A 23,567-nucleotide genomic window follows, 5' to 3' on the forward strand; every position below is an offset into this window, starting at 1 on the left:
ATTTCGCTTTTTTGTCAGTCAGTTCAGTGATCCGATTCACTTTCCTGTAACTTTGGCAGAGAGAAACGGGCAAACAGGTGCTCAGCGACCGCAATATCAGTTTCCAGTTCAAAGGTGTTATTCAACAGCTGATGCAAATGTTCTGCGCTGGTTAAACAGGTAATATCGGTCTTGTCGCCGTTAAACTCATGCAGTTCATGATTTCTAAGTGAAATCACATGAGCTTCATTTTTCTGACATACCACCAGATTATTCACAAATCCGGCTTCCGGGTAACGGTGAGAAAAGAAGTGCCCAGTCAGACAATCCGCATCGGTGTAACTCCCCAGGTCGAAACGATACAGAGTGAAAAATTCGCCATCTTTAACAATCTGCAGATTGTATTCCCGACGAGCCGGATTTTTACGTTGCTCTTCAGTGGTTCGGGTATCCGCGAGAGTATGCAGCTGAATGCGAAAAGTCTCATTGCCAATGTGCTGAACCTTACCAGGAGTCAGCTCAACGGGATGTCTTGGGCAGTTATGACCAAAACCGGTATCAACAATGTAGTCTTTATCCCCCAGTGTCAGTAATGTAATACGATGTGTTCTGGGTACATCCTTTTCCTGATTGTACAGCACTCTGGCCAGCAACAGGCGCACAGTAAACCCCAGGTCTTTCAGCACATCAAAGCTGAGCTTATTGTGCTCAAAGCAGTAACCGCCCCGCCCCTGATCAACAATTTTGTTAAATACAGAATCTGAATCCAGTGGTAGTTCCTGTCCCAGAATGACCGCCAGATTGTTAAAGGTATACCGTTTAATATGAGCTGCCTGCATTTGCCTCAGAAAATCAACAGACTGTCCTTTAAATACCAGCCCCAGATTTTGCAGGTAAGCCTGTGTTCTGACATGAAAAGCTCTATGACTTATCTCGACTCTATCCTTCACTGGTGATTCCTCCTGAATATGATTTCCGGCCTGGTTCAGGCTGTTTATAACGCTTACAGATGCTGCCTGCTGGTTCATGATATTTACCCTCCATCAGAATATATATCCAGTGTACAGACCTGCCGTCTGGTAATAATTAACCAGGGTTAAGTGAAAATGATTTCCCTGCCAGTCGTTCCGCAAGACACTATTAATCAAACCAATACTTTGTATCTTTTTGTGCATCAGATTGCTCAAAAAAAGTACAAAAAGATAAATAAATGCTCATTTATTGTGCAATTACCTTATCGTAAACTTCGTTTCCTATAGGAAATAATTTTCAAAAACAATAGCTTACAATTACTATTAAAAAATATAATAATACAACTCAATTGCTAAAGTAATACCGATTTGTCAGGTTTAATATGACCTTCGTATAGTGATTTGGCGCTAAAACAGCGGTTGCAATAATCCCGCTGAAAGTGTGACAACGTGGCTCTTATGACACTGAGCGTTATTAAGTTGACACGGCAGGCACTGGATTGAGAGTGCATATTGAGTCCAGTAATCAGAATTGATTCTGTATAAAACAACAAATAGAACAAGAGGACACAGCAATGACAGATACAAACAGCTCTGTCGAGTTTGAAAAAGTGTCCAGCGACTACCTTGAACAGCGTCAGCTGAAAAAAGGTGCCGTTGGCTGGATACTGCTGGCAAGTCTTGGGGTTTCCTATGTGATTTCAGGCGACTTCGCTGGCTGGAACTTTGGTCTTGAGCAGGGTGGCTTCGGCGGTATGCTGATTGCAACCATTGCTATGGCTATCATGTATACCTTTAAAGTACTGACTCTGGCAGAACTTTCTTCCTCATTACCAACCGCTGGTGGTGGTTACTCCTTTGCCCGTCGTGCTATGGGGCCTTGGGGAGGCTACCTGACCGGTACCGCTATTCTACTGGAATACGCGATTGCTCCGGCTGCGATTGCGATCTTTATTGGCGGTTATGTCAACGAACTGTTCGGTATTGACGGTCCGATTGTATACGCTGCTTTTTATGCGGTATTTGTAGGTATCCATCTGTGGGGTGCTGGTGAAGCACTGAAAATTATGATGGTGATTACAGCCATCGCGGCCGCGGCCCTGCTGGTCTTTATTTTTGGTGCGATTCCACACTTTGACAGTGCTAACCTGTTTGATATTGCTGTGAACAGCGAAGCAGCAGGAGCCAGCACTTTCCTTCCTGAAGGTTATATCGGTATCTGGGCTGCTCTGCCATTTGCAATGTGGCTGTTCCTGGCGGTAGAGGGGGTTCCTCTGGCAGCAGAAGAAACTGAAAACCCGGCAAGAGATATGCCTCGTGGCATCATTACCGCCATGATTATCCTGCTGATCTTTGGTACTGGCGTACTCTTCCTGGCGCCGGGTATCGCAGGTGCAGAAGCGATGAAAGCGCATGGCGCGCCTCTGGTAGGTGCTCTGCAAGCCGTATACGGTGAAGACTCCACCGCAGCAACGTTTGTTAACCTGGTAGGACTGGCAGGCCTGATTGCGTCATTCTTCTCGATCATCTACGCCTACTCTCGTCAGGTCTTTGCATTATCCCGCGCAGGTTACATTCCACGCTTCCTGTCAGTGACCAGCAAGAATAAAGTACCCACAATGGCACTGATTATTCCGGGTATCATCGGTTTCCTGCTGTCACTGACCGGTGAAGGTGATCTGATGATCACTATGGCGGTATTCGGTGCAACCATCTCTTACGCCATGATGACGCTGTCACACATTCTGCTGCGTAAGAGCGAACCGGATCTGGAGCGCCCGTATAAAACACCTGGTGGTACTTTTACCTCTGGTGTGGCCTTCATTCTGTCGATCATTGCCTTCGCATCAACCTTTGTCGTGAGTCAGGAAGCTGCGATGTGGAGTGCTCTCTTCTACGCAGTAATGGTCGCCTGGTTCGCCTTCTACAGTCGACACCATATTGTGGCACAGGCTCCTGAAGAAGAGTTTGAAGCGATTGCTAAAGCGGAGGCAGAGCTGAACTGATCAGGACACGAATCAGCGCTCTTAACAGAGCCGATTCGGGAGTAGCCTGACACGGGCTACTCCAATCCTGAAACGACAAATAAGTGAATAGAATTAAAAGAATATAAGAATTGCTTGAGGTAAATTGATTCATAGAGTGGATTTACCTGAACCGACTTTTTACCAGGAACTACAGACACTTAACTCCTGTAGATATAAGAATACAAGAACAAAAGGGCAACAACATGATGAATCCAAGAGACGTAAAAACCGTTGAAGACGCCAAGCGTATTGTCGAAGAGCGTAACCTGAGCCACGTAAAAGTGGGTCTGTTTGACATCGATGGCGTAATGCGCGGTAAATACATGAGCAAATCAAAGTTTTTTTCTGCCCTGGAAGGTGGCTTTGCATTCTGCGATGTAGTTCTGGGCTGGGATTCAAATGATCAGCTGTATGAAAACGTCGATATCAAACTGACAGGCTGGCATACCGGTTACCCGGATGCACCGGTCAGAGTTTTGCCGGAAACGTGCCGGGATATACCTTTTGAAGATGGTATGTTGCTATTTCTGTGTGACTTTGAAGATAAAGCGGCTGAAGTCTGCCCTCGAAATGTTCTGAGTCGGGTGCTGAAGCGCGCAGAAGATATGGGCTTTGATGCCTATGCCGCCTTCGAATACGAATTTTTTATGTTTAACGAAACGCCGGATTCCGCCCGTGAAAAAGGCTATCGTAATCTGCAGCCCATCACTCCGGGGTATTTCGGTTACTCCATGCTACGCAGCTCAGTACACTCTGATCTTTACCATGAGCTGCTGCAACTCGGTGAAGATATGGATTTCCCAATTGAAGGGCTTCATACCGAGACAGGGCCGGGTGTTCTGGAAGCGGCACTGGCCGTAGACAGCGCTCAGGCTGCGGCAGACAAAGCGGCATTGTTCAAAACCTTCACTAAAGTCTGGGCTGAACGCCGGGATATGATGGCCACCTTTATGGCTAAATGGTCCAACGACTATCCGGGACAGTCCGGCCATATCCATATGTCGTTGCGCAACAAATCTGATAACAAGTCCGTGTTCTTTGATCCTGAACAACCGATGTGCATGAGTAAGGCACAACGCCACTTTATTGCCGGTCAGCAAAAACTGATGCCGCAGATGCTGGTGATGATTGCTCAGACGGTCAATAGCTATTCTCGCATGATTCCAGGCTTCTGGGCGCCGATTGACGCTACCTGGGGTTGTGAAAACCGCACCACGGCGCTGCGTGTTATTCCTGGTAGCGATAAGTCTCAGCGTGTGGAATACCGCCTGGGTTCTGCCGATGCTAACCCTTATATTGCACTGGCAGCAGCACTGGGGGCAGGCCTGTACGGCATTGAGCATGAGATGGAACCGGAAGAGATGATTACCGGTAATGCTTATGATCAGGAGCACCCGGCACATCTGGCGCTGCCTCAGACTCTGGTTGATGCAGCAGAAAATCTGAAAAAATCGGAAGCGGCTCGTGATTTATTCGGCGATGCTTTTGTTGAGCACTATGCCGCTACACGCGAATGGGAAGGTCGTGAGTTCCGTAAACATATTACCGACTGGGAATTGCAACGTTACTTCGAAATCATCTGATTTATTAACATGACGTGCCAGAACAGACATATCCTTACCAGTCTGCTCCGCTACGTAGAATGACTTATAGATTCCCCCCGGTGGGAGATTGCACCGGGGATATTTTTCAGAATATCGCGACAAATATCAGCTACAGACACTTTCGTTTCTGCAAGCACCGTTATATTTGCCGCATAACCTTTTGACATACTTTTTATTCTGGTGAGAACATCCATGAGTAACCAACTGAACACCATCTCCCCTATCGACAACTCTGTTTATGTCATCCGGGATTATGCCAGCCAGTCACAGATCCGATCTGCACTGGAAAAAGCTCAACAGGCTCAGAAAACCTGGCGTCAACTGCCTGTCGCTGAGCGTGCTCGTATCTGTAGCGCTATGGTAGATGCGTTTATCGCGAAGAAGGACCAGATTGCCGAAGAGCTGTGCTGGATGATGGGTCGCCCTATTCGTTATGGTGCCGGTGAAGTGGCTGGATTTGAAGAGCGCGCCCGCCACATGATTGCCGCCGCAGAAGGCGCTCTGGCTCCGGTACAGGTGGAAGAAAAATCCGGTTTTACCCGATACATCAAGCGTGAAGCGGTTGGTGTGGTTTTTGTTATCGCACCATGGAACTACCCTTATCTGACCTCAGTTAATGCCATTGTTCCGGCACTGATGGCCGGTAATGCGGTGGTACTTAAGCACTCGGCTCAAACCCCGCTGTGTGCGGAGCGTATTGCAGAAGCCTTTGAAGCAGCAGGCCTGCCGGAAGGTCTGTTCCAGTACCTGCACCTGTCTCATGCCGATACAGAAGGTGTTATTCAGGCACCCGAAGTTAACCATATCTGCTTCACAGGTTCTGTACCTGGCGGAGAGATGGTTGAAAAAGCGGCCGCCGGTCGCTTTATCGGTATCGGTCTGGAACTGGGTGGTAAGGACCCGGCTTACGTTCGCGCCGATGCAGATCTGGATCATGCGGTAGAAACCACCATTGATGGTGCCTTCTTCAACTCAGGTCAGTCCTGCTGCGGTATTGAGCGTATCTATGTTCATGAGTCTGTTCATGATGCCTTTGTCGAAAAAGCCGTTGCCCTGGTCAGTCAGTATCAACTGGGCCGCTCTGATGATCCTGAAACCACTCTGGGGCCGGTCGTACGGGCCTCTGCGGCAGAGTTTGTTCGTGGTCAGGTTGCAGAAGCAGTAGAACAAGGTGCTATTGCGCATATTGATCCGGCCAGCTTCCCGATGAATGAAGCAGGAACCGCCTACCTGGCGCCTCAGGTTCTGACCAATGTGAATCACAGCATGCGCGTGATGACGGAAGAAAGCTTTGGCCCTGTTGTAGGTATTCAGAAAGTCAGCAGTGACGAAGAAGCGATCGAGCTGATGAATGATTCAGAGTTTGGTCTGACGGCTTCCGTATTCACAAAAGATATCGAGACCGGTCTGACTATCGGAGAGCAGGTTGAAACCGGTACTTTCTTCCTTAACCGCTGTGATTACCTGGATCCGGCGCTGGCCTGGGTGGGTGTTAAAAACTCCGGTCGTGGCTGCACGCTGTCAGCGTTGGGTTACGAGCAACTGACCCGTGCTAAGTCATTCCACCTGAAAACTGAGCTTTGATGGCAGCAAACCCCTTTATCTGACAACGAATAATGAATAACCAGAGCCTGCCCTGTGAGGCAGGCCTTTGAGGAGAACCACCGATGGCCTATGAAAATCTGACAGGCAACTGGAATTACCCGAACAGCATCCGTGCCGGTGCAGGCCGTATCCGTGAACTGGCGGATTGCTGTAAGCAGCTGGGTATGAAGGCACCTCTGCTGATCACCGATCCGGGACTGGCGGAACTACCTATGGTGAGTGAAGCCGTACAATCCTGTAATGATGCCGGTCTGAATTGCGGTCTGTTCAGCAATATTAAAGGCAATCCGAACGGCGACAACGTAATGGATGGCGTAGCGGCCTATAAAGAAGGCAGCCATGATGGCGTGATCGCCTTTGGCGGCGGTTCAGGTCTGGATGCGGCTAAAGCCGTTGCTCTGATGGTGGGTCAGGATCGTCCTCTGTGGGACTTTGAAGATGTGGGTGATAACTGGACCCGTGTCAACGAAGCAGGTGTCGCCCCTATCGTTGCGGTGCCGACAACGGCAGGAACGGGTTCCGAAGTGGGTCGTGCCTCGGTGATTACCGACGAAGCCAACCATGTTAAGAAAATTATTTTCCATCCGAAAATGCTGCCAGCACTGGTCATTCTGGACCCGGAACTGACCACCGGTCTGCCTGCTAAAGTGACGGCAGCCACGGGTATGGATGCGCTGTCTCATAACCTGGAGGCGTTGTGCTCACCTTTTTATCACCCGATGGGTGAAGGTATCGCCGTTGAAGGTATTCGCCTGGTAAAAGAGTACCTGCCAACAGCGGTTGCCGACGGCAATAACATTGATGCCCGTATGCAGATGATTGTGGCCTCTGCAATGGGCGCGACAGCTTTCCAGAAAGGCCTTGGAGGTATGCACGCTCTGGCCCACCCTCTGGGTGCATTGTATGACGCTCATCACGGTCTGCTGAATGCCATCCTGATGCCTTACGTGCTTAAAGCCAATCGAGAAGTAATCAGCGAACGTATCGAACGCACAGCACGTTATATCGGTCTGGAAGACAGCAGTTTTGATGGCTTCCTGAACTGGGTTCTGGCACTGCGTGAAGAACTGGGCATTCCTCATACCCTGGCAGAGATCAGTATTGATGCCAGTCAGGCCGAAAAAGTCGGTGTTATGGCCACAGAAGATCCAAGTGCGGGTGGAAACCCTATTCCGTTTACAGCACAGGAGTACAGCAACATCTTCACTAATGCTGTACAGGGTGTGCTCTGATTCCCATGGAGGGCAGACATATGAAAATAGGCATTCTGCAATGTGACGATGTACTGGAGCAACTGCAACCTGAGTTTGGTAACTATCCGCAGATGTTTCAGCAACTGCTGGATCAGGTGGCAGATGATCTGAGTTATCAGACTTATGATGTCCGCATTGGTCAGTATCCTGAAAATATCAATGAATGCGACGGCTACATCACAACCGGTAGCCGATATGGTGTCAACGATGGCCTGGCCTGGGTCGACCGGCTGGAAGAGTTTGTTCGAGAACTCTACAAAGCAGGCAAACCTTTCGTCGGTATCTGCTTTGGCCATCAGTTATTGGCAAAAGCGCTGGGCGGTGCGGTTGAAAAGTCGCCCAAAGGCTGGGGGGCCGGTGTTTCTTTTAACGAAGTAAAAGAACAGAAAAGCTGGATGCAGCCAGAGCAAACAGCACTGGACCTGGTGGTGAGCCATCAGGATCAGATCTGTAAGCTACCAGAAGATGCTGAAGTGCTCGCTGCAAGTCAGTTCTGCCCTCAGTACATGATTCAGGTCGGCCAGCACATGCTGGGCATTCAGGGGCATCCGGAGTTTTCACGGGCTTATTCTGCTGCACTGACAGAGACACGTCGGGATCGTATTCCCGCAAATCGTGTTCGTGAAGCGTTTAATTCCCTGAATGCAGATGTGGATGATCTGACGGCAACCCGCTGGATTGTGAATTTTATCCGTCAGGCTCAGTGATATATTTATTGCTGAATGATCTGGCCTGACCAGATCTGACGGATACAGAAAGTGTGTATTCTGATGATGGCATTTATGTCAACAGGTCCATCAGAGTACAGCTTATCACCCTCTGCCCAGGGTGAAATAAAACGGCCTTTGGTTTCAGAAAGCCAAAGGCTGTTTTTTTAGCTGTCTGTTAAAAACGCATCATTGAGCAGAAGCCCTTTTAACAGAGTTTCAACTGTTTTGGTGTGATCATCCCTGAAGAAAGCAGGCAGCTAATTATGAATAGGAATGGCCATTTAACATCCAGATACTGCAACGGCGGTGCTAATAACCTTTCTGAATAGCCTGAACCTGCGTGATTGTTAAACCCAGAATATCTGATATTTCTTCTGCGTTCATGCCCCTTTCCAGCATTTTAATCACCGTCAGAATATCCCTTTTATCAGCTTCGGCTTTAGCCTGCTGATAGCCTTCTTCTCGCCCCTCTTCTCGCCCTTGTTCCAGACCAACCTCAATCCCTTCCTCAACGCCCTCTTCTCTGGCGGTAGCAATGACATTTTTCAGATCACGATAATATTTAAGACTGGATTCATACGCCTGGCGTTCTTCAGGCTGGAAACGGGCAATACTGGCTTTTTCAAACAGGCTTAAAAAAACTCGCTCACGCAAGCGCGGCGGAATATCATCCAGTTCATGCAGGTGCCGAAACAGAAAGAACCATTTATCCTGTAGGGTTTCCAGCTCATCTTCCGACTTGGCAAAGTTAGGCAGGGTAAGATAAATAAACGTCAGTTTGTCATAAAAGACCTGATTGCACTGATTCTTTAACTGAACCTGATGAACCACATCCTGACGGGTGCTGCTATCTTCATCATCAAACACAAAGTCCAGAATGCCGATGGTATAAACAGCAGACAGTTTAAAGTTCCATTCACCCCGCTGGGCCTGCTGCTGGATAGGAAAGGTGGCATAAAACACACTGCGATCTTTAAAAAAGTTCTGTTTTGCTTTTTGCAGCTCAACCACAAAAAACTCACCGGTCGAACTGACACAGTTCAGATCAAAAATCGCTTTACGATCCAGCGCTGTTGCGCCCTGATGCTCGTTAGCGCTGAACTGCAGCTCCTGAATCTGATGGCGTTCAGGCAACAAAGTATTCAGAAAGCTGATCAGATGCTCCCTGCTGGCCTCTTCACCAAAAGCTTTCTTAAAGCCAAAATCGGTAAACAGGTTGATGTACTTATCTTTCATTGTCAGGCCATTAACTAGCGATTTGCACTGATTATCCTGCTTCGCCAGAACAGCCGCAAGAGAATTGCTCAATCGTACAAGCCAGAAGTGGAACCTAGCCACAAAACCTGTTAAGTCAGAACGCTACTGACTGGCTTTATGGTCTGCCTGAATATACCGGACCTGTTCAACAGTGAGTCCCAGAAGTTCCGATATATCCTCCACAGTCATACCCCGACCGAGCATTTTTACCACGGCCTCCGCTTTTGCCTGCTGATAGCCTTGTTCTCGTCCCTCTTCTCGCCCTTGTTCCCGACCAACCTCAATCCCTTCCTCAACGCCCTCTTCTCTGGCGGTATCAATGACATTTTTCAGGTCACGATAATATTTAAGGCTGGATTCATACGCCTGACGTTCTTCAGGCTGGAAACGAGCAATACTGGCTTTTTCAAACAGGCTTAAAAAAACTCGCTCACGCAAGCGCGGCGGAATATCATCCAGTTCATGCAGGTGCCGAAACAGAAAGAACCATTTATCCTGTAGGGTTTCCAGCTCATTTTCCGACTTGGCAAAGTTAGGCAGGGTAAGATAAATAAACGTCAGTTTGTCATAAAAGACCTGATTGCACTGATTCTTTAACTGAACCTGATGAACCACATCCTGACGGGTGCTGCTATCTTCATCATCAAACACAAAGTCCAGAATGCCGATGGTATAAACAGCAGACAGTTTAAAGTTCCATTCACCCCGCTGGGCCTGTTGCTGGATAGGAAAGGTGGCATAAAATACACTGCGATCTTTGAAAAAGTTCTGTTTTGCTTTTTGCAGCTCAACCACAAAAAACTCACCGGTCGAACTGACACAGTTCAGATCAAAAATCGCTTTACGATCCAGCGCTGTTGCACCCTGATGCTCGTTAGCGCTGAACTGCAGCTCCTGAATCTGATGACGTTCGGGCAACAGAGTATTCAGAAAGCTGATCAGATGCTCCTTGCTGGCCTCTTCACCAAAAGCTTTCTTAAAGCCAAAATCGGTAAACAGGTTGATGTACTTATCTTTCATTGTCAGGCCATTAACTAGCGATTTGCACTGATTATCCTGCTTCGCCAGAACAGCCGCAAGAGAATTGCTCAATCGTACAAGCCAGAAGTGGAACCTAGCCACAAAACCTGTTAAGTCAGAACGCTACTGACTGATTTTATGGTCTGCCTGAATATACCGGACCTGTTCAACAGTGAGTCCCAGAAGTTCCGATATATCCTCCACAGTCATACCCCGACCGAGCATTTTTACCACGGCCTCCGCTTTTGCCTGCTGATAACCTTGCTCTCGCCCTTGTTCCAGACCAACCTCAATCCCTTCCTCAATGCCCTCTTCTCTGGCGGTATCAATGACATTTTTCAGATCACGATAATATTTAAGACTGGATTCATACGCCTGGCGTTCTTCAGGCTGGAAACGGGCAATACTGGCTTTTTCAAACAGACTTAAAAAAACTCTCTCACGCAAACGCGGCGGAATATCATCCAGTTCATGCAGGTGCCGAAACAGAAAGAACCATTTGTCCTGTAGGGTTTCCAGCTCATCTTCCGATTTAGCAAAATTTGGCAGAGTAAGATAAATAAACGTCAGCTTGTCATAAAAGACCTGATTGCACTGATTCTTTAACTGAACCTGATGAACCACATCCTGACGGGTGCTGCTATCTTCATCATCAAACACAAAGTCCAGAATGCCGATGGTATAAACAGCAGACAGTTTAAAGTTCCATTCACCCCGCTGGGCCTGTTGCTGGATAGGAAAGGTGGCATAAAACACACTACGGTCTTTAAAAAAGTTCTGTTTTGCTTTTTGCAGCTCAACCACAAAAAACTCACCGGTCGAACTGACGCAGTTCAGATCAAAAATCGCTTTACGATCCAGCGCTGTTGCACCCTGATGCTCGTTAGCGCTGAACTGCAGCTCCTGAATCTGATGACGTTCGGGCAACAGAGTATTCAGAAAACTGATCAGATGTTCCTTGCTGGCCTCTTCACCAAAAGCTTTCTTAAAGCCAAAATCGGTAAACAGGTTGATGTACTTATCTTTCATTGTCAGGCCATTAACTAGCGATTTGCACTGATTATCCTGCTTCGCCAGAACAGCCGCAAGGGATAACAAAAGCGACAGGGGTTTCCACACAGGTAACAGACTCAATAATCTGCTGCTCATCCACGACAGGAAAAAGACAAACCCGACAACCCGGAATACGCACCAGTTAACGATTGCTTTAAACCGCTTACTAATGTTTCAATACTTGCTAATTAACCAGAAACAGGAGGTGTCTATCTGAAAGGCATTTAAATCTTAAACAAAGTCGCTACCCCTGAGTGCTTGAGACCCACCCAGAGGCAGCTAACCATCACTGATAAGTAGGATATCAATTATGGCTTCGAACAATATTACGCCAGAGCTTCGCTCGGCTAAAGAAAAATTTCTTTATTTTCATGATCTTACGGCCTGTAATCGCATTTGCGGCGCCAGGGTTTTTTACGCCCTTAATTTTCTCTCTTCCACGGGCTTTAATCTTCACTTTCTGTCGTTTTTTCACTACCGGAATACTGTCTTCCGGAATGTTTTAACGTCTGAAATATTTTCTCGTATCTCTGAACAGGTCGTTCGTCTGTCGAAGCAGCGGCTGAACCTGCCCTTTTCAGATTTATCACGCGGGACAATAGGGAGATTTGCGCTATGAGCCAGAGTAACAATATCTCTGACATTAAAGACGGAGAGAAAAAAGAAGGTGTCGATCCACTGGATATGTACCAGCTCAGTCAGGCCTTTGAATGTTTCCGGCATCGCAGCGCGTTTGTGATGACTGCACTGGAACATATAGCCTTTAAAAATGAGTCCTCTTTACATCAGAAAGATGCGTCTTATGGTGCAGGCTATTTTATCTCTGACCTGATGGATGAGCTGACACTGATCCAAAAAATGGTGGATAAAGATCTGAAAACTGGCGATTAAAACTCAACCCTGTTTCTGAATGGCAGGGTATTGAGTGATTTAAATGCTTTGCCGGTAGAGACGTCACCGGTGCCGTATTCTGTGGAGGAAATACGGCACTCCCGGTGAGATACGTCGCTATCGGATTGATATTAAAACCACCGATTTGAACAAAACAGATTGATTTGACGGTATTGAACGGGTCGAGTCTTATCGTTTTGTTATGCGGTGTCAGTTAACGAGGGATTGTATGATGTTGCCCAGAGGCTGGTATAAAACCAGTGAAATAAGCGTTTGGTTACTGAGCGATAAGTTAGACCAGGCCATAGGAAAAAATCATGTCTTGTATGGCCAGTCACTTCGGATTATTGCTCATGAGGATCTGGTGACCAGCGGCCGATTACTGTGCTGGCACCCGCATGAAGAAAACCTGTATACCCTACTACAACTCAGCTGGGTGCGAACTTCATCTGAGCTTTGCCATGCTCCACCTATCGTGGAAATGCAGGGCAGTTTTCAGGATTTTTTGAATTATACCAATACGTCACAACTGAATGGCTGAACCAGGTTATTGGACAGCTATCCTGAAAACTAACGGATTATGATGGCGCAAAAAGCTTAAAGAGCACAACCAGCCAGAATGGACTCAGAGTGTCTTATAGGTGCTCTGAATCCTTCAACAGATGATTACTGTCGTTATTTACAATATTCAGGCTAAACTCAAATGCCTTTATCCTGCTATAATTTCCCGCAATACATAGAGTTACCAACTGAGTAGCCGTTTTCGGGAAAAATGAATAATGGATCAGGACGACATTAAATTTTATTCAGATAATGCTGAAATTTTCTCGAAACAATACGATGCCTTGGATTTTAAAGCTGTCCATCATAGCTGGTTATCAATGCTCCCTGATGATGGTGTTGTTCTGGATATTGGTGCAGGTTCAGGCCGTGATGCTCGTTTTTTAGCTGAAAAAGGCTTAAAAGTTGTTGCTGTAGAGCCATCAAAAGCACTTCTTAATATTGCCAGAAATAATAGCTTGCCTTTCAATATTCACTGGATAAATGATCAGCTCCCAGAACTGAGCAAAGTCTTTTCACTGCATATTAAGTTCGATCTGATTTTACTTAGTGCCGTATGGATGCACATTCCTCTATCGAATCGAGAAAGGGCTTTCAGAAAAATATCAAACCTGCTAAAACCAGGTGGTAAAGCTATTTTTACGTTGCGTTATGGTAACTTTTCAGATGGCCGGTCAGCTTACGAAACCTCCGTTGCGGAACTATCGCAATATGCCCGAAAATTCGGCTTATTATTTGAAGTCCTGACAGAGCAAAAACAGCAGGATCAATTAGGTAGGCAAGATGTTTCATGGGATACCGTTGCCTTCACATTTCCAGATGATGGTAAAGGCTCCTTCCCGTTAATTCGCAACATCATCGTTAATGACAGTAAGTCATCAACCTATAAAATAGCATTGCTCCGCTCCTTACTTCGGATTGCAGAAGGCCATCCCGGAGCCGTTTGTGATCAGGATGATGATTATGTTGTTTTGCCCTTAGGGCTGGTAGCACTATATTGGCTGAAACTTTATAAGCCACTGCTTGATACCTATGGCATGCAGCAAAGTAATAATGGTCGCATAGGGCTGGGGTTCGTTAAACCCGAAGGTTGGGGGCAATTAACAGATATGTCTTTGATGGATATTTCTATCGGTGCTGTTTTTACCCAGGAAGAAAAAGCGGATTATCTGTTTCAGGCGTTAAAAGACATTTCGAGAACAATACGAGATATGCCTGTGAAGCATATCTCCCTTCCCAATAGTAAAGAACGGGTGTTTTTTGTAGATCTGCAGAGACAATCCAGGCCAGACGATACAATTTGTCTGGATATGGCATTTTTCCAATCTTTCGGAAGCTTCTATGTGCCAAGAGCAATTTGGGACTCGTTATTTCGTTATAGCATCTGGATTGAGCCTGTACTGATCAATGAATGGGCAAGCATTATGAGCAGCTACAAACTTAATAAGGAAAAAAAGTTTAACAAGCTGTGCTACTTATCTGCTCTGCAGTGGGATGATCCAGTGCATAAGACCGATCAGGTACGTAAACGATTTAAAGAGTTAGCAGTTGATAATGATATGCTGTGCTGTTGGTCCGCTAAGAAATTGATCGAAAAAGAAATGGCTGTTGATCACACCTTTCCTTTTGCGCGTTGGCCAAATAATGACTTGTGGAATCTGCTGCCAGTAAAAGACAAAATAAACTTCCAGAAATCAGACAGACTACCAACCAATAAAAAGCTAACAGATTCTAAAGAGGAAATTATCCATTGGTGGGAACAGGCCTGGGATAAAGAACGTCGAGAATTTTTTACTCAGGCAAACCTTGCCTTGCCCTCTTTATCGTCGCAAAACGACAGTTTTGATGATGTATTCCAGGCCGTTCTTCTTCAACGGGATCGTATTAAGGATTTTCAGCAATTGCAGGACTGGGAGTAATCTTGCTGACCAGGTCTATAGCCGCGATTAATATGCTATTTAATATCTCTGTATTCTGTGAATAATACTTTTTATCGAAAGTCATAATTCAGGATTCTCAGTGCAGATATCCAGCAAAGCTCTAACAGATATTGTTTGCTCTTTCATGGCAATGGCCGCCCTGGAGCAATAAGGAAAATACAATGAAGATTCATGACACGGCTACTGTAACTTACACTCCTAAAGTGGCCGTACCGTCATCAAATCCAAATGACGCCGACTACATTGTTAGCCCCGGAGGGCAATATGATGGAGTGGTGCAAATTGAAGATGGTTATTATACGGGAACAGGGGCATTACTGAGTACCGGGCGCCATATTTTAACGGCAGCTCATGTTGTTGATGATATGAAGCTGTCTGATATAGCCATTTCTTTCGATCTTACCTCAGGCCGTCAGACGCTCTCGGCAAGCCAGGTCCATATTCATTCCAATTGGAACGAAGACTGGGGCTACGACATTGCCATTATTGAGCTGGCTGAAGATGCACCGACAACCGGTTATGAGATTTATCGGGGTAACTCAGAGATTGATAGTGATTTCCGCCTGGTGGGTTATGGCATAAAAGGAACAGGCAATACCGGGGTATGGGATTATGATCCGGAACTGGGCTTAATCAAACGCACCGGTATGAATACCTATGAAGCTCTGGATGAAGATTTTAACTTTTCGTTCGGAGATACTCCTGATGGCTCCATGCTATTTTACGATTTTGATAATGGTACTCAGAAACGGGATGCTTTGGGAGGGCTGATTGGCAAAGTTGACACAGGATTAGGTGCTTTAGAAGTGACTTCTACGGGCGGTGATAGCGGTGGGCCTAACTTTATCACCGTCGATGGCCAGTTACAGATTGCAGGCATTGTTACCGGTGGTAATAATCTGGGAGCAAGTTACGACGCCATTACAGGTATCAACTCTTCTTTTGGCGAAGTCTCTCATGATACGCGGGTGTCTTACTTTGCTGACTGGATTGATGATATTGCCGGTACTTCTCCAGACAGCAACACCACTAATACCACAGATAATACGACAGGTGATTTCGAGAACAATGATACTTACCTGGTACAGCGAGGCTTTATCAGCAAAGGGAAAGGAGATGACGTTTACATATTCTCCACAAACCTGATAGATAATAACGCGCAAATTACTATCACAGATACTCAAGGCAGTAATAGTCTCCAGTTTGCCGGAGGTTTAAGTATCAGTAGTTCAACTGTCGCCTCTGATGCCCTCTTGTTGACACTAAGCAATGATGCTGTTGTGACGATACTGGGAGCCAGCGATATGTCTTATAGACTGGGCGGTGATCCGCTTAGCGGAACGGAAGGTGTCGATAAAAGCTTTGCCAGCTTTGTTTCGGATGTATTAGGTGTAGATGTACCCACCTCCGGCACGAGTGAAGGTGGCTCAGCCAATGTCAACTCTGATGGCTCCGTAACCACTTTTTCGGCCAATAGTTTCCAGCAAAATATATCCAGGCCTGATGATCATGCAAAGAAACAAATGTCTCATACAATTGACTCACCAGATCTCCGGCTGACGGGGGTAGATGATTGGTCATTCCTAAGTGCAATAGACCCGTGGGGATAATATCTGTCCCGATTGTTCTTTACTGGGAAGTGGTAATGCTGCTTTCTCTCACGCACTGACATCTTTCTAATTTATCGAAACCTGTTGTAGGTTCTATTGCTTTTTGATAAGGATGATACTGATATCATCATTCACCGGATAGCAATTAACCGCTTCTTGCAAACCATCGATCAGTGAGCCTGAATTCTCCAGGCTCATATCCCGGATCATCTCCAGTAAATTGATTATGCGTTCGGTCTGGATATGACTGCGGCTATCCACTTCGATCAGGCCATCAGAGAAAATCAGCAACTGTTCTCCGGGGTTCAGTACTATTTCAAAAGGCTGATCCGTTGTCATCCCTCCCATACCCGGTAAGGGACCCGTGTGAGGTACAGAGGCGCACGTGCCATCGGTATGAATGATCCAGGGGGGAATGGCCCCCGCATTCTGAAACAGGATGCTGTCATGACTAAACGAGAACAGTTGCAATGTGGTCAGGATATCCGGGTGTCGCTTGTCCAGCCAATGACTGAATCCGGTCAAAAATGCCTGACTCTGAGATAACGATGAGTGACTGTTTGTTGTCGTTTCAAACAGTGTTTGTATAACGCCCTGTTGCCTTCCGGCCATAAAGCAGGATGAGATATCATGTCCCATTACGTCCCCCAGAACCAGATGACTTACTGACTTTTCTGAAGCCTCAAACAACCAGTAATCCCCTCCTCCCAGTGTGGCACTGCGTGATAACGTTTGTACCCTGTAACCCGGAATAATCTCTTCAGAAGGTATCTTTCGCAGATGATGACGCAGCTCCTGATCGATCATCGCCCTGGCCCTGCTAAGCAGACCCTGGCTTCTTTGCATAACCCGTTCAGTGATATGACTAACCTGACTTTTGGTCACTGGCTTCAGCACAAAATCATCAATGTCATTATCTGTGGCTTGTCGGGCCAGTCCCTCGTCACTATCTCCGGTGATAAAAATAAAGGGCGTTAACTGAAGGTGTTTAAACTCGCGGATTCTTTCCCTGAAGCGCAGGCCATCCATATCCGGCATACAGATGTCAGATATAATCAGGTCAGGTTGTTCATGCTTCAGCCAGTCGACAGCTTCAATAGCAGAGGAAAATGTGATGGATTCGTGGGGATCAAGGTACATCTGCAGCATTTGCAGTTGAATGGCGTCGTCATCGACAATCAGAATCCGGTATCTGGTTTGCAGCTGTTCCAGATACAGCCGCAACAACCATTGATTCCAGCCTGCTGGTGTCAGGCTATGATTGAAATAATCAAACTGATTTTCCAGCAAAGCCATCCCGTAGCCACTGCAATCAGGCTCAGATTCAAGCAGAGATTCCAGAGTATCCAGGGGGTGGCTGGCAGTATAAACAGAGCCATTATCCCGTAACTTCAGATTAAAATGCTGATCACACCAGCTGCACTCTATATCAACCTTCTCGGGCTTAGGATTGCTGTGACGGATCATATTGGCCGTTAATTCAGAAACTGCCAGTGCAACTTTATTTCTCTGACTCAGTGATAACGGGCTGTGCATCAGAACATTCTCCACTGATCTTCTTGCGACTCTGGGCAGTTCCGGCTTAAAGGTAAAAGAAAGAGAAAAGATTCTGTTCATGATGCAGCCCTCCATTATCTCTGGCGTTAATAAAGAGTAAGCAGAATTGATGCCAGAGGGAAACCTGTCAAGTCTGAAGGCTGGTGAAGAAGCCAGTTATATCAGCATAAACGGTATCGTGAGGCTATTTGTATATCGGTCAGGTGAAATGACTCTGCAGTGGGCTTCCTCTGCTCTTAGTTTATGGTTCCGTTTTTTGCACTTTCAGAATTCAGATCATGCAATTTGCCTGACTGGATTAGCAAATTGCAAAAAAATAAATAAGAAACAGCGCCGAAAGCTATCAATAATCCAATAACTCATTGAAAAATAGTAATAAAATTATCTGGCACGTTAAGTGTATATGTACTGGTAAGAGATTTATTCCTCAAGGAGAATGACCATGTATCAATCACATTACACACTGAATGAATTTGAAGTCCTGGAAATTTCCGGTGAACTGGATTGCGTGACGATTGCTGAAAACAAAGACAAAATGGAACGTATTCCTGAAAAATTCCAGCAACACATCCTCTGTGACCTGAGTAAAGTGACCTTTATGGATTCATCCGGTATTGGTGCTCTTGTGTTTCTGTTCAAACGCTTGAGAGAACAAAATCGTAAGCTGATCCTGGCAGGATTAAATGGCCAGCCAAAAGAGCTGACGACACTATTAAGAATAAATCGCGCTATTCCGGTTTATAACGACGTTTATAGTTGTATTCAGACTTCAGTGGATTCTGCTGAACAACCCTGCTGATAGGGTGTGTTCATATTCTGACTGTTGATTATTGAGCTAAGAAGGCCCTTGTATATCTGTAATAGTTCAGAACAGCATAATATATGGGCTTTTATTAACTCGCATTATGCATTACTAATGATTAATACCTCTTTAATCTACAGCCATTGTATATCGACGAGCAGTAACCCCGCTGTTACATAGAGCAAGGAGTGTTCAGGTTTTTGTTGAGCGAAAGGAGAAACCGTTTCTGCTAAGGAATTCAACGTAAAATAAGCATCAGATGGCGCTTATGCTATCCTGACAACTAAGCCTTTGAACAAAAGCTTTATCTAACAATTTTGCCGTATTATCCGGCAAGCTGCTGGCGTATAGCAGAATGCTTTTGTTCAAGTACCTTTGTTCTAAGAATTATGGATTTCATCATGACAGTTATTCCATCTCTAAAGCAAAATCGTTCATGGACATGGTTCTTACTTTACATACTGATGGGCATCAGTCCTGTTAGTTTTGCTGAGTCTGATCAGGAAAAGCTGACTATTTTAACTCACCACTACCCTCCATTTTCCTACTTAGAGAATGGCGAACCTTCTGGAATGGCAACGGATATACTGAATCTGGTACTTAATGAAATCAACTATCAGAATTATGAGGTCATATATTTACCCTGGAAACGCGCTTTCCTGAGTGCTGAAAGCAAAAAGAATACTCTTTTGTATCCTTTTTCCAGAAGTAAAGAGCGCGAGAACAAGTTTCATTGGCTGGGAAGTGCAGGCCCGCGGCAGATCAGCCTGTTTAAACTGGCCTCATCGAATAAGATAGCAAAATATGACGGAAATTCAGATAGCCTTAAAGAGCATGTTATTGCCGGTTTAAGAGGCGCAGCATATGTTAAAAATCTTGAACGCCAGGGTTTTAAAAAAATCATTGAAACAGATACCCCCATACATGCCATAAGGCTTCTGAATAAGGGACGTGTTCAGTTTGTTGTAGATGATGTGGGTGTTTTCTATCACTCCATCAGGCTATTTAATAAACAAAATCATGGCCATGAAATCAGGTTCTCTGATATCACTAAATACGCTGACCTGACAGAAGAAACGGTAAGGTGGTTTGGTTTTGGGGCAGAAACGGATGACAAGCTGGTTTTTAAATTTAAAACCGCGTATGAACATCTGGAGTCCCAGGGCAAAATTAAAACAGTGATGCTGAAATATTTCCCTGATATTTAAGAAATATTTTTTCCTTAAATTATCTGAATATAATTCAGTAGAAATAGTTATTGCAGATAGCCGCTACCCCTTTGATGGCATAATTTTCACGCTCTTTCTGACCATGATTGGCATAACTGGTGTAAAGAGTTTACTCAGTCTGGCTGTAAGGCTATGTCTGTTTTATCAGCTGGTATCATCAGACTTTATAGAGATTGAATAGGCTTGAAATGTAGCCATTATGCAGATAAAACAGGGGAAAATAAAGGAAACCAGCAGAAAACTGGTTTCCAGAACAAGCTTATAGTTAACTCAGCTGATCTGATGAAAATATTAATCAGGCAACGTTAAGCAGATTAAGAATATTTAACCGCTAACTCAGAAATACGCTTCAGCATGGCATGTAAACCATTGCTACGAGTCGGACTCAGGTGCTTATCCAACCCCAGATCTGCCAGGAAAGTTGGCTGAGTGGTCAGGATCTCAGCTGGAGTACGCTGATTGTAAATTTTCATCAGCAGAGCAATCAGGCCCGACACAATTGCAGCATCACTGATCGCATTCAGTTTCAGTTCACCGTCGGCAAATTCATGGTGAATCCAGACCTGAGACTGACAACCATTAATCTTATTTTCGTCTGTTTTCCACTCTTCAGGAAACTCTGGCAGTTGCTTACCCAGGTCGATGATGTACTGATATTTGTCCATCCAGTCATCGAAAAAATCAAACTCTTCTACCAGTTCCTGCTGAGCATTTTCAATAGACATAACAAGATACGCTCCAAAAAATGTTTAAACTTCAGGCAATTATAGCAGGTCATTACTTTTCTGACCTGCGCTTTGCAAAGCAAACTTATAATCACAGCCTGCTTTGATTCTCTCAATACCAGTGGTTAGTTAACAAAGGCCCGCTATATTTTCAGCAGCCGGTACCTGAAACGGCGCACTTTTTCAGGCGTGCTGATATACCAGGTTAATCCATAAGCTGGCACCGACAGCCAGAATATCATCATTAAAATCATAGTGCGGGCTATGTAAAGTACAGCTGCCTTCCGTTGAGCCATTCCCCAGCCAGAAATAACAACCTGGTACTTCGGTCAGGAAAAATGAGAAGTCTTCCGCGCCCATACTGGGTGGAAGTTTATTGTGTACTTTACCGCCTCCAAGCATGCTTTTAGCGACAGTTTCCATTATTTTTGTCGCTTTTTCATCATTGACGGTTGCCGGATAGCGACCTGAAAAACGGATATTTCCTTTTACTTCAAAGGAGGCAGATATATGCTCAACAATGGCAGTCATACGATCATGAAGGTACTGATGGGTATCATTGTCCAATGCTCTGGTTGTACCTTTTAATGTCACTTTATCCGGAATGATGGTAGCCATAGTTCCGGCATCCATCTGCGTGACACTAACAACACCAGATTCCAGCGGACTCAGGTTCCGGCTGATGATACTCTGAAATGCCGTAATCATATGGGCCGCGGCGATCATTGGATCAACCCCCATATGAGGCATGGCGCCGTGCGTACCTTCGCCTGTAATTTCGATTTCAAAGGTATCCATTCCAGCCATTACCGGGCCATCATGAACAGCAACTTCGCCAGCATTCAGGCCGGGCCAGTTGTGCAGACCGTAAACATAATCAACAGGATATTCTTTAAAAACGCCCTGTTCGACCATTTCCCTGGCCCCGCCTTCCCCTTCTTCCGCTGGCTGGAATAACAGTACCACTTCACCGGCAAAATTCGGGTTTTCAGCCAGGTAACGTGCGGCTCCCAATAACATAGTGGTGTGACCGTCATGGCCACAAGCATGCATTTTTCCCGGATGCTTTGATTTATGCTCAAAGCAATTCTGCTCATCCAGTGCTAATGCATCCATGTCCGCCCTTAAGGCAATAACGGGTCCAGAACCTTTGTTGCCTTTGATTTTTCCAACAACTCCGGTTTCGGCCCAGTTTCTGGTAAAAGGAATCCCCCATTCTTCCAGCTTATTGGCTACCAGGTCTGATGTCATTTTCTCCATAAATGCCAGCTCAGGATGAGCATGAATTTGTCTTCGCCAACCAATCATTTCCAGATGACGCTCCGATTGATTCGCTATAAATTGTTCTGCAGTTTGGCTCATCTGTCTGTATCCTTTGTCGATCTTTGATTAACAGCATCATGCCAGGCTTCATCTTCAGCGTGGAAATAAATCGCTGTTGTTTCAAGCTTACTATGTCTGGCCGTTTTACTGACCAGTCGGAGATCCACTCCCTGATCGGCCAGGTGAGTAATGGCCGTATGTCGAAACCAGTGAGTGGATGCTGTTCGTAAGCGCCAGGCCTGTTCCGGGTTTTCGTTTGCCACTTTTTCTGCGGCATCCTGTAGCATTTTTTTACTAAGTCGGTAAACCATATTCGGACTGATACCGCGCTTACCTTTTACCGAACGAATAAAAGGAGAATCATCATCCGCTTCCGGCAAGGCTGATAACCCCAGGTGTCTGCGATATTCTGTGACTTTCTCCATTAAAGGATCTGGCACAGGAACCTCTGCATATTTTTTCCCTTTACCCAGTACCCGCCACCACCAGCGCCCTCGCCTCTGAAAAAAGTCATTCATCCGGCATTGAGCGACTTCACTAGCACGAGGGGCCAGATAATAGAGAAAATACAGCAAAGTATGCTGTCTCATCCATTCATCATGGCTACGCTGATCATCATAACCTTCTGGTAACTGATTGAATAGTAACTGTATATCTTCCAGCTCCAGATAGCGTTCCGTTTTTTGAGGGGTGCTTTCTTTTTTGACGGCTTTAATCAGAGCCAGAGGATTTCCTCTCAGATAATCAGCATCTCTCAGATAATTGAATAAGCCTTTAAGAATGGTCAGTGTCTGCTTCTGGCTTGCCTGACTTAAACCTTTCTGGAAAGGCTTCCATTTTTCGGAATGCCTTGGAGCCCTGCCACCACACCAGAAACTGGCGGGTTGCGGATCTTTGATAAAATTCTGATAATCCGCAATATCCTGACGATTCAGATCAGATAAGGCTTTGCCTTGCTGATGCCAGCACCAGAGTAACAAGCGCTCCGCTTCCCTTCGGTAACTGCGGAATGTTTCATCTGAATTCTGAAATTCCATCAACCAGGATTGAACGGCTTCAAGATCATTATCCGCCCGAATCTGAGGTTCATGATCCAGACGATTAACACCCCAGCGACCGGAGAGCTGTTCGGGCAGATCCTGAATAATCGCGGGCATGTATTCTATTGGGCGAAGATCCGCAATACTGATTTCTGAGCTTAATTCTTGTTGCGGAGCTTCATTTTCCGGTAAAACCAGGTCCCTTCCGGAGCTCATAGCGCTCAATCCTCTTAAAAAGTGACTTTTCAGGCCTTTATTGGCATTATTCTGCAACTGATGGTCCGTCATAGCGGTACTCTGCTGATCAAAAAACGATCAACCAGGCGTCTCTGTGTGAAATATTCAGGGGTATTACCCTGATCAGGTTTCAGATTTTAATCTCAGCGATACTTCATTTTTTCAATATTTTT

Annotated in this window: 20 protein-coding genes; 12 read left to right on the forward strand and 8 right to left on the reverse strand. The window is 45.8% G+C overall.

Translation table 11 applies throughout. The features are described 5' to 3' along the window. Window positions 1-23: 23 nt before the first annotated feature. Window positions 24-1,007, reverse strand: coding sequence for an arylamine N-acetyltransferase family protein (locus H4O21_RS19175; protein WP_182810506.1), 984 nt, complete (start codon window positions 1,005-1,007; stop codon window positions 24-26). 518 nt (window positions 1,008-1,525) lie between these two features. Here H4O21_RS19175 and eat point away from each other — a divergent pair. The 5 genes from eat (at window position 1,526) to H4O21_RS19200 (ending at window position 8,146) form a co-directional block, all read left to right on the forward strand. After that, a complete protein-coding gene (gene eat / locus H4O21_RS19180; RefSeq protein WP_220495748.1) occupies window positions 1,526-2,956 on the forward strand; it encodes an ethanolamine permease in 1,431 nt (476 codons plus the stop codon). Between the two features lie 224 nt (window positions 2,957-3,180). Further along, a complete protein-coding gene (locus tag H4O21_RS19185) occupies window positions 3,181-4,560 on the forward strand; it encodes a glutamine synthetase family protein (RefSeq protein ID WP_182810507.1) in 1,380 nt (459 codons plus the stop codon). Window positions 4,561-4,773: 213 nt separating this feature from the next. Beyond that, complete coding sequence (locus H4O21_RS19190; protein WP_182810508.1) at window positions 4,774-6,165, forward strand: aldehyde dehydrogenase family protein; 1,392 nt, start codon at window positions 4,774-4,776, stop codon at window positions 6,163-6,165. Between the two features lie 83 nt (window positions 6,166-6,248). Next, entirely contained in the window at window positions 6,249-7,418 is a 1,170-nt protein-coding gene (locus H4O21_RS19195; protein WP_182810509.1) for an iron-containing alcohol dehydrogenase, read from the forward strand. A gap of 20 nt (window positions 7,419-7,438) precedes the next feature. Continuing rightward, window positions 7,439-8,146, forward strand: a complete 708-nt coding sequence (locus H4O21_RS19200; RefSeq protein ID WP_182810510.1) for a glutamine amidotransferase-related protein — start codon at window positions 7,439-7,441, stop codon at window positions 8,144-8,146. 312 nt (window positions 8,147-8,458) lie between these two features. Here H4O21_RS19200 and H4O21_RS19205 read toward each other — a convergent pair whose 3' ends face one another. Genes H4O21_RS19205 through H4O21_RS19215 form a run of 3 tightly spaced genes read right to left on the reverse strand, consistent with a single transcriptional unit; the run spans window position 8,459 to window position 11,560 of the window. Further along, on the reverse strand, window positions 8,459-9,457 hold the full coding sequence (locus H4O21_RS19205; protein WP_220495749.1) for an Rpn family recombination-promoting nuclease/putative transposase: 999 nt from the start codon (window positions 9,455-9,457) through the stop codon (window positions 8,459-8,461). Between the two features lie 51 nt (window positions 9,458-9,508). After that, a complete protein-coding gene (locus tag H4O21_RS19210; protein WP_220495750.1) occupies window positions 9,509-10,498 on the reverse strand; it encodes an Rpn family recombination-promoting nuclease/putative transposase in 990 nt (329 codons plus the stop codon). A 51-nt stretch (window positions 10,499-10,549) separates the two neighbouring features. Further along, window positions 10,550-11,560 carry an Rpn family recombination-promoting nuclease/putative transposase gene (locus H4O21_RS19215; protein WP_220495751.1) on the reverse strand — a complete coding sequence of 337 codons (1,011 nt, stop codon included), beginning with the start codon at window positions 11,558-11,560 and terminating at the stop codon, window positions 10,550-10,552. Window positions 11,561-11,789: 229 nt separating this feature from the next. Here H4O21_RS19215 and H4O21_RS19220 point away from each other — a divergent pair, with 229 nt between their 5' ends. The 5 genes from H4O21_RS19220 to H4O21_RS19240 all read left to right on the forward strand — a co-directional run bounded on the left by H4O21_RS19220 (window position 11,790) and on the right by H4O21_RS19240 (window position 16,481). Further along, window positions 11,790-12,098 carry a hypothetical protein gene (locus H4O21_RS19220; protein WP_182810511.1) on the forward strand — a complete coding sequence of 103 codons (309 nt, stop codon included), beginning with the start codon at window positions 11,790-11,792 and terminating at the stop codon, window positions 12,096-12,098. Then, entirely contained in the window at window positions 12,095-12,370 is a 276-nt protein-coding gene (locus H4O21_RS19225) for a hypothetical protein (RefSeq protein WP_182810512.1), read from the forward strand. The genes H4O21_RS19220 and H4O21_RS19225 overlap by 4 nt, the downstream gene beginning before the upstream one ends. Before the next feature lie 229 nt (window positions 12,371-12,599). Continuing rightward, on the forward strand, window positions 12,600-12,911 hold the full coding sequence (locus H4O21_RS19230) for a hypothetical protein (RefSeq protein ID WP_182810513.1): 312 nt from the start codon (window positions 12,600-12,602) through the stop codon (window positions 12,909-12,911). A gap of 238 nt (window positions 12,912-13,149) precedes the next feature. Beyond that, entirely contained in the window at window positions 13,150-14,850 is a 1,701-nt protein-coding gene (locus tag H4O21_RS19235; RefSeq protein ID WP_182810514.1) for a class I SAM-dependent methyltransferase, read from the forward strand. Between the two features lie 182 nt (window positions 14,851-15,032). Next, window positions 15,033-16,481, forward strand: a complete 1,449-nt coding sequence (locus tag H4O21_RS19240) for a trypsin-like serine protease (protein ID WP_182810515.1) — start codon at window positions 15,033-15,035, stop codon at window positions 16,479-16,481. A 93-nt stretch (window positions 16,482-16,574) separates the two neighbouring features. On the opposite strand, the gene H4O21_RS19245 is transcribed toward H4O21_RS19240, so the two are convergent. Further along, window positions 16,575-18,098, reverse strand: a complete 1,524-nt coding sequence (locus tag H4O21_RS19245; protein ID WP_182810516.1) for a response regulator — start codon at window positions 18,096-18,098, stop codon at window positions 16,575-16,577. 382 nt (window positions 18,099-18,480) lie between these two features. Between H4O21_RS19245 and H4O21_RS19250 the strand changes: the two genes are divergently transcribed. Together H4O21_RS19250 and H4O21_RS19255 are read left to right on the forward strand one after the other, a co-directional pair. Next, entirely contained in the window at window positions 18,481-18,837 is a 357-nt protein-coding gene (locus H4O21_RS19250) for an STAS domain-containing protein (protein ID WP_182810517.1), read from the forward strand. A 404-nt stretch (window positions 18,838-19,241) separates the two neighbouring features. Beyond that, window positions 19,242-20,048 carry a substrate-binding periplasmic protein gene (locus tag H4O21_RS19255; protein WP_182810518.1) on the forward strand — a complete coding sequence of 269 codons (807 nt, stop codon included), beginning with the start codon at window positions 19,242-19,244 and terminating at the stop codon, window positions 20,046-20,048. A 335-nt stretch (window positions 20,049-20,383) separates the two neighbouring features. Here H4O21_RS19255 and H4O21_RS19260 read toward each other — a convergent pair whose 3' ends face one another. The 3 genes from H4O21_RS19260 to H4O21_RS19270 all read right to left on the reverse strand — a co-directional run bounded on the left by H4O21_RS19260 (window position 20,384) and on the right by H4O21_RS19270 (window position 23,445). Further along, entirely contained in the window at window positions 20,384-20,794 is a 411-nt protein-coding gene (locus H4O21_RS19260) for a SufE family protein (RefSeq protein ID WP_182810519.1), read from the reverse strand. A gap of 183 nt (window positions 20,795-20,977) precedes the next feature. Beyond that, window positions 20,978-22,156 (reverse strand): M20 aminoacylase family protein, encoded by a 1,179-nt coding sequence (locus H4O21_RS19265; protein WP_182810520.1) that lies wholly within the window; start codon window positions 22,154-22,156, stop codon window positions 20,978-20,980. Then, complete coding sequence (locus H4O21_RS19270; protein WP_182810521.1) at window positions 22,153-23,445, reverse strand: tyrosine-type recombinase/integrase; 1,293 nt, start codon at window positions 23,443-23,445, stop codon at window positions 22,153-22,155. The genes H4O21_RS19265 and H4O21_RS19270 overlap by 4 nt, the downstream gene beginning before the upstream one ends. Between the last annotated feature and the right edge of the window lie 122 nt (window positions 23,446-23,567).

The organism is Oceanospirillum sediminis, assembly GCF_014164585.1.
GTDB classification, from domain to species: domain Bacteria; phylum Pseudomonadota; class Gammaproteobacteria; order Pseudomonadales; family Halomonadaceae; genus Oceanospirillum; species Oceanospirillum sediminis.